The sequence below is a fragment of the Cuspidothrix issatschenkoi CHARLIE-1 genome (assembly GCF_002934005.1).
GTDB classification, from domain to species: domain Bacteria; phylum Cyanobacteriota; class Cyanobacteriia; order Cyanobacteriales; family Nostocaceae; genus Cuspidothrix; species Cuspidothrix issatschenkoi.
Genome location: NZ_PGEM01000072.1, coordinates 3,973 through 17,347, shown reverse-complemented (window position 1 = coordinate 17,347; position 13,375 = coordinate 3,973). Strand labels below are relative to the sequence as shown.

14 protein-coding genes and 2 pseudogenes are annotated in these 13,375 nt (G+C 37.7%); 12 read left to right on the top strand and 4 right to left on the bottom strand.

Going from position 1 to position 13,375, the window contains the following annotated elements:
• Nucleotides 1-88 precede the first annotated feature (88 nt).
• Nucleotides 89-539: pseudogene (locus tag CUN59_RS10460) on the bottom strand (fatty acid hydroxylase).
• A gap of 46 nt (nucleotides 540-585) precedes the next feature.
• Between CUN59_RS10460 and CUN59_RS10455 the strand changes: the two are divergent.
• Nucleotides 586-975, top strand: coding sequence for a 6-pyruvoyl trahydropterin synthase family protein (locus CUN59_RS10455; RefSeq protein WP_104387793.1), 390 nt, complete (start codon nucleotides 586-588; stop codon nucleotides 973-975).
• 107 nt (nucleotides 976-1,082) lie between these two features.
• Here CUN59_RS10455 and CUN59_RS10450 read toward each other — a convergent pair whose 3' ends face one another.
• Both CUN59_RS10450 and CUN59_RS10445 read right to left on the bottom strand, forming a co-directional pair.
• A complete protein-coding gene (locus CUN59_RS10450; protein WP_104387792.1) occupies nucleotides 1,083-1,406 on the bottom strand; it encodes a hypothetical protein in 324 nt (107 codons plus the stop codon).
• A 405-nt stretch (nucleotides 1,407-1,811) separates the two neighbouring features.
• Nucleotides 1,812-2,489 (bottom strand): LabA-like NYN domain-containing protein, encoded by a 678-nt coding sequence (locus CUN59_RS10445; RefSeq protein WP_104387791.1) that lies wholly within the window; start codon nucleotides 2,487-2,489, stop codon nucleotides 1,812-1,814.
• 503 nt (nucleotides 2,490-2,992) lie between these two features.
• Here CUN59_RS10445 and CUN59_RS10440 point away from each other — a divergent pair.
• The 4 genes and pseudogenes from CUN59_RS10440 to CUN59_RS10425 form a co-directional block, all read left to right on the top strand.
• Nucleotides 2,993-3,823: a squalene/phytoene synthase family protein gene (locus CUN59_RS10440; protein ID WP_104387790.1), complete on the top strand. Its 831-nt coding sequence runs from the start codon at nucleotides 2,993-2,995 to the stop codon at nucleotides 3,821-3,823.
• 121 nt (nucleotides 3,824-3,944) lie between these two features.
• Nucleotides 3,945-5,339 carry a hopanoid biosynthesis associated radical SAM protein HpnJ gene (gene hpnJ, locus CUN59_RS10435; RefSeq protein WP_104387789.1) on the top strand — a complete coding sequence of 465 codons (1,395 nt, stop codon included), beginning with the start codon at nucleotides 3,945-3,947 and terminating at the stop codon, nucleotides 5,337-5,339.
• Complete coding sequence (locus CUN59_RS10430; protein ID WP_104387788.1) at nucleotides 5,336-5,692, top strand: hypothetical protein; 357 nt, start codon at nucleotides 5,336-5,338, stop codon at nucleotides 5,690-5,692. The genes hpnJ and CUN59_RS10430 overlap by 4 nt, the downstream gene beginning before the upstream one ends.
• Before the next feature lie 7 nt (nucleotides 5,693-5,699).
• Nucleotides 5,700-5,900, top strand: a pseudogene (locus CUN59_RS10425) (NAD(P)/FAD-dependent oxidoreductase); the annotation flags it as partial.
• A gap of 325 nt (nucleotides 5,901-6,225) precedes the next feature.
• Here CUN59_RS10425 and CUN59_RS10420 read toward each other — a convergent pair.
• A complete protein-coding gene (locus tag CUN59_RS10420; protein ID WP_104387787.1) occupies nucleotides 6,226-7,374 on the bottom strand; it encodes a DegT/DnrJ/EryC1/StrS family aminotransferase in 1,149 nt (382 codons plus the stop codon).
• A 162-nt stretch (nucleotides 7,375-7,536) separates the two neighbouring features.
• Here CUN59_RS10420 and CUN59_RS10415 point away from each other — a divergent pair, with 162 nt between their 5' ends.
• The 7 genes from CUN59_RS10415 (at nucleotide 7,537) to CUN59_RS10385 (ending at nucleotide 13,087) form a co-directional block, all read left to right on the top strand.
• Nucleotides 7,537-8,313, top strand: a complete 777-nt coding sequence (locus CUN59_RS10415) for an ABC transporter permease (protein ID WP_104387786.1) — start codon at nucleotides 7,537-7,539, stop codon at nucleotides 8,311-8,313.
• 271 nt (nucleotides 8,314-8,584) lie between these two features.
• Nucleotides 8,585-8,740: a DUF3285 domain-containing protein gene (locus tag CUN59_RS10410; RefSeq protein ID WP_104387785.1), complete on the top strand. Its 156-nt coding sequence runs from the start codon at nucleotides 8,585-8,587 to the stop codon at nucleotides 8,738-8,740.
• A gap of 13 nt (nucleotides 8,741-8,753) precedes the next feature.
• Nucleotides 8,754-9,284 carry an rRNA maturation RNase YbeY gene (ybeY, locus tag CUN59_RS10405; protein WP_104387784.1) on the top strand — a complete coding sequence of 177 codons (531 nt, stop codon included), beginning with the start codon at nucleotides 8,754-8,756 and terminating at the stop codon, nucleotides 9,282-9,284.
• 138 nt (nucleotides 9,285-9,422) lie between these two features.
• Nucleotides 9,423-9,878 (top strand): diacylglycerol kinase family protein, encoded by a 456-nt coding sequence (locus CUN59_RS10400; RefSeq protein WP_104387783.1) that lies wholly within the window; start codon nucleotides 9,423-9,425, stop codon nucleotides 9,876-9,878.
• 212 nt (nucleotides 9,879-10,090) lie between these two features.
• Nucleotides 10,091-10,678: an anthranilate synthase component II gene (locus CUN59_RS10395; protein WP_104387782.1), complete on the top strand. Its 588-nt coding sequence runs from the start codon at nucleotides 10,091-10,093 to the stop codon at nucleotides 10,676-10,678.
• Nucleotides 10,679-11,220: 542 nt separating this feature from the next.
• Complete coding sequence (locus tag CUN59_RS10390; RefSeq protein WP_104387781.1) at nucleotides 11,221-12,186, top strand: GDP-mannose 4,6-dehydratase; 966 nt, start codon at nucleotides 11,221-11,223, stop codon at nucleotides 12,184-12,186.
• 70 nt (nucleotides 12,187-12,256) lie between these two features.
• Nucleotides 12,257-13,087 carry a DUF2887 domain-containing protein gene (locus CUN59_RS10385; RefSeq protein ID WP_104387780.1) on the top strand — a complete coding sequence of 277 codons (831 nt, stop codon included), beginning with the start codon at nucleotides 12,257-12,259 and terminating at the stop codon, nucleotides 13,085-13,087.
• The last annotated feature ends 288 nt before the right edge of the window (nucleotides 13,088-13,375 follow it).

Sequence of the window (13,375 nt, the reverse complement as noted above, 5' to 3'; positions counted from 1 at the left end):
GTGTATGGTTTTAATGGTGACATCCATAATTAACCATACTTTTGACACACTCAAAATTTCAAGTCTGTAATTCTAGTCAAAATCTTCTTTATCCAGAAACCTTATTTTCGAGATAAAAACACCAACGGATTCTCATTAACCTTAACCAACGCATCCAAACTTTCGCAGGTTGGTCAAAAAACGTAAAAATATCCCCAGTTAGTTTTTTGGTGATGTAACCAGTGTTGTTCGGGCGTAGTAATAAATAAAAACTTACATAAAATCGTCACAGGTTGGGGCGTTTGCCAACCTAAAGAAATAACGTGTCTCCACCACACATGAAACTGGCCAAACAATAAACCGCAAATAACACCCACAAAAGATAAAGGCCATAACCAAACCCCTACCAACAAATAGGGCAAAGCTCCCAAAATCCCATCCAAAAGCACCTGGAAATTCAATGTTAAAATAGCATAGTGGCGGAAATGCTTTTTCCAAGAATGATGAGTTTTCAAATGGAGGCTGCCAAAAACGTGTTCAGGAACGTGAGTAATAAAAATTTATCTCTCCAATTACCAATTACCAATCACAAAAGAGTTTATTAAAATGCCAAAATGGAAACTAACTACAGAATTTACATTTGATAGCGCCCACTATATCAAGGACTATAAAGGCCCTTGCGGGAGAATGCACGGACACACTTATAAAGTTAGAATCGAAGCACAATCAGCAACCTTACATTCTTCAGAATATTGTCCGCATCCTGTCATGGTGGCTGATTTTAGAAGTTTACGTTGGGCTAAAAAAGATGTAAATCAAGGAGGACTTGATCATTGTATTTTAAATGAAGTTTTGCCTCCAGAATATGAAACAACAGCAGAAATGATTGCTAAATATATTTATGATGAAACCAAAAAACGTTTACCAACTGATATAAAACTTAAAGTATCTGTCTCCGAAACTGCTAATTCTTGGGCAGAATATGAAGATGATTGAACGTAAGAGTTCAGGAATATAGCTAGCGCCACCCCGCGCCATCAGGAGTTTAGAATGAAGAATGAAGAACATTTTTCTTTTATCTTCCCTATTACCAATGGCCTGAATTAAACATGACAAAGCAGATCATAATAACACAGCCAATGTTCATGTACAGAACTTAAATAGTAGGAAATACTCACAGCGAATATTGCTAAAAGTACAGGAATTACTGTAACTAATTCTAATTTGCCTTTTTTGACTACTTCCCAACAAGAGATTAAAATCACTACAGGCCATAAAATCGTAGTGATAATAAACATAATAAAAGATAAGAATTTATCCTCTGGAGAAGATGTCGGATGACGTAGAGAAAATGTTAACCAATTGGTAAAAAAATAGCCAGTCATGATCACATAGCTAATAATTAAAGTTAACTGAATTTGATTCATAATAGCTACTCCTTTCTCCTTCAATCAAATGAGGTTTAAAAACTATTGCAGATAGATTTTAAATGAATGCTAAACAATACATTAATCAGCAATCATGCTTAATTTAAAACTCAATTCTAGAGTATAGTAATTCTACTTGTTAATGTTTTATTAGCTAGTTCTACACTGGTATAGCATAAATATTAAAAAAGTGCCAAATAAAATGCAACATTAATTGTCCTCAAACTCACATAATTTGAGGTCAGTATAATAAATACATTCAGAAGTAAAAAGCTAAAATTAAAAATACTGGATATTTAATACAGCAATGAGGATATCAATTATCATCAAACTCTGGTAACAACAGAATTTTAATCCTGAGTCCTAAGTAGCTGACTTACCAGTAAAATATTCAGTCATGGAAACTTACATCTGGTAGTTAGCAGAAGTCCGATAACTATAACCAAGATAAGAATCTTTTTGAATGTGTTGTTTAATACTATCGAAATCTATAAATTCATCAGCTACATCAATTAAATGATCGCTAGTTGAGGTTTGTAAGCCAATTACTTCTACTCTGGCACCCATACCACTAACTGCATTTACCGCATAGGACAAATCACCATCACCACTAACTAAAACCGCAGTATCATAATAGGGTGCTAAGGTAATCATATCTACAGCGATTTCTACATTCAAATTTGGTTTTTTGTAGTTGTTATCTGGCACTACACTCATATCTTTAGTGACAACACGATAGCCATTACGACGCATCCATAACAGAAACCCCTGTTGCTTTTCGTTGCCAGTATCCATACCTGTATAAAAGAAAGCGCGTAATAATCTTGAGGTTTTGGTTAAACGACACAGCAATTTGACATAATCAATTTCAATACCTAGTTGTAATGCAGCATGAAATAGATTTAAGCCATCAATAAAAATTGCCACTCGACCACGATTATCATCTTCATTAAAGATGTTATTATTGGCTGGATTAGGTTCTTTAGCTTTAATATTGGCTTTTGTGGCTGGGCCTTGCCAATGGGGTTTTTCCTTAAGTTCTTTATATTCGTTTGTTTTTTTGTTAAAATCATTAAACTGCATTGATACCTCTAAATATTAAACTAAGGATGTTGTAAGTAAATTGGCAATAGTGCAATTTTGGCTAATTTCTTGATTATCTCCTGCTAGGATCAATACCTATCAGATAAATTTTAGCCAATTTTTTCTAGTGAATATGATATTTTGCCGTTTACCTGCATATACTTTACACAAAATGCACATTTTTAGGGAAAATCCACTATTTATCATAAAATTATCTGAAAACCCTTGAGCTTAAGTTTTGGGGCTTATGTTGATTTTGATACTTGTAATCTTGGTTTTGTATATCTATACTCATCAGTAAAGAAGTTGTTACCAAAACCTTATATACTGTACTAAATTTTGATAAGCTTCAGACTTATGGCAAGTACGACACTATAAACGATTAATTCCTAGATTAAATACTAGGGTATCTATGGTTTTTTAGGTTTAGTAAAAACTAAATCCAGTATCATAAAAAAATCTGAATTGTGTGTGGTGTGAAAATCAACCGAGGAGTGAACAAAATGGATTTACGTGGAGATGCGTTGCAAATCCTCAAAGATACTAGCCGAACTTTTTATATCCCAATTAGTATTTTACCATCAGGATTACAGGAAGCGGTAGCATCAGCATACTTATGTATGCGGGCAATTGATCAAATTGAAGATGATCCAGATTTAGATAACAGGACCAAAAAACACCTGTTGCAAAATATCAGTCTGACATTACAAGCAGGAGTAGATGGTTTTCCCCTTGATGCTTTCTCCGTAGGATTTAAAGGATACGAAAGTTCTTTACAAGAAGTCAGCTTACGCATTAGAGAATGGTCAATATTAGCACCTGAAAGTATTGCTCCTCGGATTTGGGATGCAACGGCCGCAATGGCTGATAGAATGGCTTATTGGGCAGATAGAAACTGGAAAATAGAAACAGAAGTAGATTTAGATCGTTATACCTTTGGCGTAGCGGGTGCAGTTGGCCTGTTACTCTCAGATTTATGGAATTGGTATGATGGAACTCAAAGCAACCGGACTCAAGCCATAGCATTTGGTAGGGGTTTGCAAGCTGTAAATATTCTGCGTAATAATTCTGAGGATTTAACTCGTGGGGTCAATTTTTTCCCGATGGGTTGGAATAATGAAAATCTTCAAGACTATGCTCGTCGCCATCTCATTTTAGCAGATGCTTATACTAATTCTTTACCAGATGGCCCGGCTTTGCAATTTTGCCAAATTCCCCTGGCTTTAGCTCATGGTACTCTAGATGCTTTAGCCAATGGCAAAGAAAAACTCAGTCATAGTGATGTTGTTTCACTGATTGAAACTCTTATGGGTGTGAATGTTAAGGCTAGTTAGTTGACAAGTGCTACGCCACTATGACAGGTGATAGTTAAGAGGGAATAGGAATAAGTAATAGTGGTTAAATTTTACTAATCACCAATCACCAAAACAAAAAATTTGTGTGTGGGAGATATTCATGAAAACTACTTTATTTCTGAGTCCACCATCTTTTGATGGGTTTGATGGTGGTGCAGGGGCGCGATATCAAGCAAAACGAGAAATTACTTCTTTCTGGTATCCGACTTGGTTAGCACAACCAGCAGCTTTAGTTCCTGGGAGTAGGTTGGTTGATGCACCTCCCCATAGTCAAACGGTGGATGATGTGTTAAAAATTGCCAAGGATTATGAATTAGTAATTATGCACACTAGCACACCTTCTTTAGCTAATGATGTGAAGTGTGCTGAAGCTATAAAAGCCCAAAATCCTAATGTGCAAATTGGTTTTGTGGGGGCGCACGTTGCGGTTTTACCAGAGGAAACTTTGCGCGAAAATCCGGTAATTGATTTTGTTTGTCGCAATGAGTTTGACTATACTTGCAAAGAATTGGCGGAAGGTAAACCTTGGGATGAAATTAAGGGTTTGAGTTATCGGGATCAGTTGGGAAATATTTGTCAAACGGAAGAACGTCCTTTAATTCATGACTGGGATGCTATGCCTAGTGTGTTGCCAGTTTATGCCCGTGACTTGGACATTAGCAAATATTTTATTGGCTATTTGCAACATCCTTACATTTCTTTTTATACTGGGCGGGGTTGTTCGGCAAAATGCACTTTTTGTTTATGGCCACAAACTATTGGTGGACATTTATATCGTCATAAAAGCCCGGAAGCGGTAGGTCGAGAAATGGCTGAAGCTAAGGAATTATTTGGGGATAAGGTGCGGGAGTATATGTTTGACGATGATACTTTTACCATTGACAAACATCGAGCGATCGCTATTAGTGAACATCTAAAACGACTCAATATAACTTGGAGTTGCAATGCCCGGGCTAATTTAGATTATAATACTCTCAAAACTTTGCGTGATAACGGTTTACGGTTATTATTAGTAGGGGTTGAATCTGGTAATCAACAAGTTCTCAATAATATCAAAAAAGGTATTAAACTGGAAGTGGCGCGAGAATTTATGAAGAATTGCCACAAACTTGGTATTACTGTCCATGGGACTTTTATTATTGGGTTGCCCATCGAAACTAAGGAAACTGTAGAAGAAACCATTCGCTTTGCTTGTGAATTGAGTCCCCATACAATTCAAGTTTCGATAGCTGCCCCTTATCCGGGTACAGAATTGTATGCACAAGCTAGAGAAAATGGTTGGTTTGCCAATGAGTCTTTAGTGGCAACTTCCGGTATTCAAACTTCAACTTTGCAATATTCCGCCCTTTCTAGTGCAGAAATTGAAGATGCAGTAGAAAGAATGTATCGTAAATTTTACTTCCGTCCCAAGGCTATTATTCCCATTGTCCGAGAAATGCTAACTGATAGACAAATAAAGATTTTAATGATTTATAGAAACTCAACAAAAACATGAGCTGTGAAATAGTAATTGTCCGCACAGGAATACCACCAGAGCAACTTCAAAAGTATTCGGATGATCTAACAAAACTCCATGAAGCACCTGAAGGTTTACGCACGTTAGCAGTTTTAGGGAAAACCTTTTACTGGACACTAAATTTAGAAAGGGTTCAAGCTTGTTCTGAGGTACATATTTACAACTGGGAAGGAAATCAACGAATTGTTGCTCCTATTCTGCCAGAACAATGTTACTCCATTGATATGTTTGGTAAACCTAAAACTATCATTGCTTTTGACCTTAAAGCCGTTCGTTTTGAAAATGTTGATCCGCCTCGGAAGTTTGGACGAATTTCAGCATTATATGAATAGCGAACTGTTTATAGTAGATGATGTCGGTAGTTTAGCCATGATTGGGCAAAATTTAGCAGTTGTAGATTTAGGTTTTATCAAACTTACTGGTTTTATTGCTTGGGTATTTTGGCTAATTACTGGTAAAGAGGCTTTTATTGAGCCACAAAATATTAACAATAATAATCCTTACAAGGTTATAGAAACCAAGCAGCCAATCAACGTCTAGGATGTTTGTTTTTTCCCTTCAAATATATATCAGTCCGATTTGATTTATGTAGGGGTTTAGCAATGCTAAACCCCTTGTATCGTAATAAGAACAATACTAGTACAGCACGGCATAAATAAACCAACAATTATAAATCTCCCAAAAGCCTATGCTGTGTTCGTTTTGACTTTTGACTTCCGCCCTGCGGTACTAGCCCACTTTTACATGATGTTATTACCCACTCTCTTCTTTCAAAACTATATATATCAAGCCTTTTACTTTGATGTTAAGTTTCTTGTTTAATTGTTTAAGAAAGATGTGGGTAATAGATAGACTCCCCGACAATTCAGGATAAACAATTTTTCAAAGTATCAATGACTTTATCTTGTTGTTCTTCCTCCAATTCTGGGAACATGGGTAAAGATAAAACTTCTTGACAAGCTTGTTCTGCTACTGGTAATTGTCCAGGTTGATAGCCTAGATTTTTATACACTGGCTGGAAGTGCAAAGGTAAGGGATAGTAAATCATGGAATTTACACCCTGTTCCTGCATTCGATTTTTTACGGAATCTCGATATTTACCACTTGCACCATTGCGTCTTTCTCCAGAGATACGAATGGTATATTGATTCCACACACCAACACCACCGGGAAATTCTTGAGGAACAATAATATCAGGAATTTGGCTGAGGTGTTGGTAATAATAATCGGCTATGTGCTTGCGTCTAGAGTTCCAAATATCCAAATAACGGAGTTTAATTTGCAATACTACGGCTTGAATAGCATCTAAGCGACTGTTGACACCGATTTCTTCATGAATATATCTAGTTTTACTACCATGTTCGCGCAAAACTCTTAATTGGGTAGCTATCGTTGGATCATTTGTGGTAATTGCCCCACCATCACCGCAACCACCGAGATTTTTGGTGGGATAGAAACTAAAGCAGCCAATATGGCCAATACTACCAACTTTCTTATTTTCCCAAGTTGCACCGGTAGCTTGAGCGCAATCTTCAATTACTGCTAAGTTGTGACATTTGGCAATTTCCATTAATTCTGTCATATCTACAGGTAAGCCAAACAGATGCACGGGAATAATAGCTTTAGTTTTGGGTGTAATCGCTGTTGCTATTTGCTCTACATCTAAATTGAATGTAGTTATATCAATATCTACAAATACTGGCGTTGCACCTACCGCACTGATAACCTCTGTTGTGGCAAAAAAAGTAAAGGGTGTGGTTATAACTTCATCACCTGCACCAATTCCTAAAGCGCGTAATGCTAAAAATAAAGCATCAGTACCAGAGTTACAAGCTACGCATTCACTGACATCATGATAAGCTGCAAACTGTTCCTCAAAATCTGTAATTGCTGGGCCACCAATATAACGCCCAGAAGCAAGCACTTCTAAGACGGCAGCACTTACTTCTGCTTCAATAGTGGCATATTGTTGTTTAATATCAAAGGCTGGAATGGAATTTACACTTTTAATCATGAGTTTTTATTTGTAAAGGAGTTAGGAGTCAGGAGTTAGGAGTCAGGAGTTACGAAGAAGGAAGAACTTTTTTCTCTTCCCCACTACCTGACAACCCGATTGAATTTAATTTTGTTCAACTACTTATGCTAAAGTTTTCAATTGTTAAGGGGTAGAAAAATTATGGCAGAGCTAATCAAATTAGATATGGTAGATTTGGCTTTAGCTATGGGTCTAATGGCGATCGCCATTGGGATATCAGCCTGGGAGCAATTAGGACTAGAATTAAACTTAACGGTGGCTACTGGTAGAACTATCCTCCAACTACTTGTACTAGGATACATTTTCGACTTCATTTTTGCTGTTAATAATATTTGGGCAGTAGTGGGGATTTTAGCAATAATTTTGACAATTACCGCAATTATTACCCGCAACCGCATCAGTCAAAAAATCCCTCAAGTCTTACCTTTAGTATGGATAGCAATTTTTGTCAGCACGTCCTTAACATTGCTTTATACTAACTTTCTCATTATTCAACCAGAAAAATGGTATGAACCGCGTTATATCATTCCTTTAGCTGGTATATTGCTGGGTAATGCTATGAATGCAGCCGCAATAGCCGGAGAACGTTTAGTTAGTGCTATCAACCAATTTCCCACGGAAATAGAAACCCATTTAAGCCTGGGTGCAACTCCTCAAGAAGCTATTAAACCCTACCGCAAAGAAGCAATTCGCGCTGCATTTTTACCCACTTTAAACCAAATGATGTTGGTCGCTATGGCAACAATACCAACCTTTACTAATGGACAATTATTAGCTGGAGTTCCCCCTTTAGAGGCTGTATCCTACGAAATTTTAATTATTTTTATGGTGGCTGTCACCAACTTGTTAACAACTATTTTAATTACCAAGGGTTTATGTCAACAGTTTTTTAATTCTGCCATGCAATTAGTTAGCTAAAATAATATACATCTGGTGGTGATTAAATTTGCATAACCACCAAACCCTTGTAGGGACAATTCATGAATTGTCCCTACGATGATTTTTACTCCCATGTCTATTGGTTACAGCAATTCTCTTACGTAGTATTCAACCCTACCATGAAATTATTGTTTGTTAATCTAGACATCACCGAAAACACAAAAACTGGTTAAATTTCCCAGCATTATCAGCTCACTCCTATTCGCCCACAACCTGTTAAAGTGATAAAAGAAATAATTACGAATGAATTATGGATAAGTCCCGTGCCTCAGAACCCCAACCTACTTATGTGAAACTGGCGATGCGAAACATGGTCAGAAAAGGTGGAACTTCCCTCAAACACTTTGGACTGACAGCCATAGGACTATTATCTGTCCTAGTGGGTTTGGCATATCTTACCCGCTAAGAGAGGAAAAATTGTGCCTTTACAGGTAGAATTATATTTAGAAGATTGTGTTGATGACTCTTCTGCCATAGCCATCAATATTAGTGATAATTACCCAATTCCTGGCGAAACTTGGGAGAACTGGTTTCAGCAATGGTTAGAGATTCTCCAAGAATATCTACCAACTGCACCTAGTTATGAAATCAGCTTGCGTTTGACAAACGATACAGAAATGCAAACTCTCAATTCCCAATATCGTCAGCAGGATAAACCTACAGATGTTCTTGCTTTTGCATCTCTAGAAGCAGATTTACCACAAAGTGAAAAAATGCTGGCCTCTATGCCCTTGTACTTAGGGGATGTTGTCGTGTCTATAGATACAGCCCAGCGTCAAGCACAACAGCAGGAACATAGCTTATCTACAGAATTAGCTTGGTTAACCGCCCATGGGTTATTGCACTTGTTAGGTTGGGATCATCCAGACGAAGAAAGTTTGATGGAAATGTTAACTCAGCAAGTTGCATTACTTAAAGAGATAGGTATTAATATTGACTTAGATTTGTAAATGTATCTTGACAACTACGAATCTGAGTAATTAATTTGTAGTGGAGATATTTAAAATAGCCTACAATTACCACAAAAGTTAATTTGGCTATCAAAATCCGTTAATCCCTACTCTTTTATTGATTCTATTCTTTGATCTATGTCCCCAAAAGTTTCGCCCTCACCCACCAATAACAGCTTACCAATGCTTGTGTCTAAAGATAGGGAACTTTCCTGGCAAATTGCCTCTAACTTATTGATTAGTTTTAAATATGCTTGGGCTGGAATTGTCTATGCTTTTCAGACTCAACGCAATTTTCGTATTCATGTAGCTGTCTGTGCCTTAGCTATTGCATTAAGTATATTTTTACGTTTAGAAACAGTAGAAATATCTATAATTGCTATAACTAGCGGTTTAGTCTTGACTTTAGAGTTAGTCAATACTGCCATTGAGTCCATTGTGGACTTGACTGTAAAACAGTCTTATCATGAGTTGGCAAAAATCGCTAAAGACTGCGCTGCTGGTGCTGTAATGGTTTCAGCTTTGGTGGCATTGTTAGTTGCAGCGACGCTATTGTTACCTCCTTTAGCGGGTTTAATTCTCTCTAACTTATAGATCCAGGAAATCGTAAACAGGGTGTTATATCATTATTAAGGTGGAAAACTGATCATATCTGTTTGGGCTTAGTCATTGGTAATTAGTAATAGGTGATTAAAAATCAGCAATTACTAATAAACAAGTCATATCATCAGTAACTACCCAAACTTGATCCTAAATCTTTTCTCTAGAACTTTTTTGATATCTTTAAAGAAAATTAGGTAAAAATTGTGATACTAGTCATTGATAATTACGATAGCTTTACGTATAATCTAGTACAGTATCTAGGGGAATTGGCGGCGGAGTTTCCCATAGCTGAGGATCTACAAGTAGTGCGAAATGATAAGATTACTGTAGAGGAAATTAGACAATTAAAACCGGATGCTGTGGTAATTTCCCCTGGTCCGGGTCGTCCAGATGATGCGGGGGTTTCTTTAGAGGCGATCGCCCAACTAGGAGATCAAGTACCGATTTTAGGCGTGTGTTTAGGACATCAAAGTATTGGTCAAGTCTTCGGTGGTAACATCGTCTCCGCTCCGGAATTAATGCACGGTAAAACCTCCCAGGTATCGCACACAGGTATAGGAGTTTTCCAAGGTTTAGAAAATCCTTTGACCGCTACCAGATATCATAGTCTAGTCATTGAGCGGGAAACTTGCCCAGAAGTATTGGAAATCACTGCTTGGGTAGAAGATGGAACAATTATGGGCGTGAGACACCGGAACTATCCTCACATTCAAGGAGTCCAGTTTCATCCAGAAAGTGTTTTAACTTCTTTGGGCAAGGAATTACTGCGAAATTTTCTGCGAACTTTATAAAGCGAGAATATGTCAACCACCCATCACTTCCCTTCAGGTAAGTGAGGGCTTGTAGAAGCCTAGTTGCCCAGACTCAGTTCTTAACCGAACTACGTTAGAGGTAAGAGTTAAAGACCTACCAGGGGATGCGTAGCTAGTTCCCTGCTCTAGAACTTAAAAGTTAAACAGGCTTAAGGGTCAAACCAGTGCTTTTAAGATAGTTACAGACCTCTAACATTGTCAAAGCTAACATTACCCCAGAAATGGGAGGCTCTTCGGAGCAAAATATTCTGTCCAAAGTATTTGTTTTAGACACTGAAAAAGTTTCAATATCTCAACAATATCTGCACTGATTCAAGGTGTCTCTTACAAATACTGTAAATCAATTCACAAAAAGGACGGTTACGAATATGGAAAATCAAAGATTTGTTAATTGCTCAACTGTCCCTTTCGTTGTTTGTGCTGGCGCACAAAATTACTCCAGGGACGTTTCGCAGTTAACCCTCCATTCCTCCCATCACCAAACCGAGTACAGTTTTGGTGGGGGTCTCCTGGAGGTTTAGATGAAAAAAGCCCTTATTTGTGGCATATCAGGACAAGATGGAGCTTATCTAGCCCAATTACTATTGAATCAAGGCTATACAGTTACTGGAACCTCTAGAGATGCTCAAGTATCTTCTTTTCGCAACTTAGCCTATTTAGGTATTAAAGACCAAGTAAAGCTAGAGTCAATGTCCTTAACTGACTTTCGCAGCGTCCTCCAGATACTCACAAAAATCCAACCAGACGAAATCTATAATTTAGCAGGACAAACATCCGTAGGCTTATCTTTTGAACAACCCGTAGAAACATTAGAAAGTATCGCTACAGGGACACTCAACCTATTAGAAGCCATTCGTTTTCTAGGCGCGGACGTTAAACTTTATAATGCAGGTTCAAGCGAGTGCTTTGGTGATACTGGCAATGTAGCAGCAGTAGAAACCACTCCATTCCGTCCTAGAAGCCCTTATGCAGTTGCTAAAGCCACGGCTTTTTGGGAAGTAGCTAATTATCGAGAAGCTTACGGTTTATTTGCCTGTTCCGGTATTTTATTCAATCATGAATCTCCCCTGCGTCCAGAAAGATTTGTTACCCAAAAAATTGTGGCTACTGCCTGTCGCATTGCCCAGGGTAGTCAGGAAAAATTATATTTAGGTAATCTGTCAATTCAGAGGGACTGGGGTTGGGCAGCAGAATATGTGGAAGCCATGTATTTAATGTTGCAACAGGAACAGCCTGATGATTATGTCATTGCCACCGGAGAAAGCACTTCCTTAGAAGACTTTGTAGCAGCCGCATTTACATCTGTAAATTTAGAGCCGTGTGATCATATAGTTGTTGATAGTAGCCTATTTAGACCTACAGATTTGGCTGTGGGTAAAGGTAATCCTAGTAAGGCTAAGAACCAGTTAGGATGGGAAGCTAAATATAAGATGGGCGATGTAGTGCAAATGATGGTAAAAGCGAGGTTGTCAAAATCAGAATTATGAAAGAAACTTAAAAATGTTTTTGACAAACCTATATCCATTAAAACAAAGCTACTGAATATATAATGTGTTTATGAAAACCGATAAACTCTTTTACCGACTATTTTTATCTCAACCAGGTTTAATTGCCGAGTTAATCCCAGAAATACCCAAAGATTGCAGATTTACCTATAGTGCGCCCGGAGTCAAAGAGAAAGGATTTGAACTAGATGGACTATTAACACCTGTTGCGAAGGATATCAGTTTACCTCTGGTATTTTTAGAAGCCCAGATGCAGGGAGATCCAAGATTTTATGGGCGGTATTTAGCAGAAATTTTTCTGTATTTATATCAATACAACGTTAAGCAACCTTGGTACGGGTTATTAATTTTACCCAATCGGAATGAAGATCTAGGCTCAGATATTCCCTACCAATCTTTGTTAAAGAGTCAAGTCAAACGACTCTATCTAGAAGATTTGTTACCGTTAAAGGATTTGAGTCCGAATTTGGCATTACTGAAGTTACTTGTCGTAGATGAACAAGATACAGCAACCTTGGCACAGGCAATTATTAATAGTGCGGAAACAGAGGAAGAATTTCGGCGACTCTTGGATTTAGTAGAAGCTATACTTGTGAATAAATTCCCACAACTTGGTACAAAGGAGATTTTGCAAATGCTAAACCTGAAAACAGTAGATGTAACCCAAACACGGTTTTATCAGGAAGTGTTTCAAGAAGGACGACAAGAAGGGGAAGCAAATCTATTGCTTTGTCTTTTGACTAAGCGGTATGGTATGTTGTCTCCCTCCCAAGAAAAGCAAATAAGAAGTTTGGCTGTAGAGCAGTTGGAGAGTCTGGGGGAAGCTTTGTTAGATTTTACAAACAAATCTGATTTAGATATATGGCTTTCAGGACAGTTGTAGGTCTAACAACTATACCAACAAGTCCGGCGTAGGCATCGCAACTTAGTATATAATGTGATTATGGAGTCTAAATCAACCAGTACAGGCGATCGCTAATTTATGAAATATTGAAGGTACTCAGGCTTGGGATACTTTTATGTTTCTTGTTGCTACTACTCGTCAGTTGGGAATTAGTTTTTTTGAATATATCCGTGACCGCATTTCTCAGCTTGGAAATATTCCCTCTTTGCCAAGTGTTATTCGGAAAAAATCTGTTCTCAATTCCTTTGGTTTGTCATGGGTGCTTGA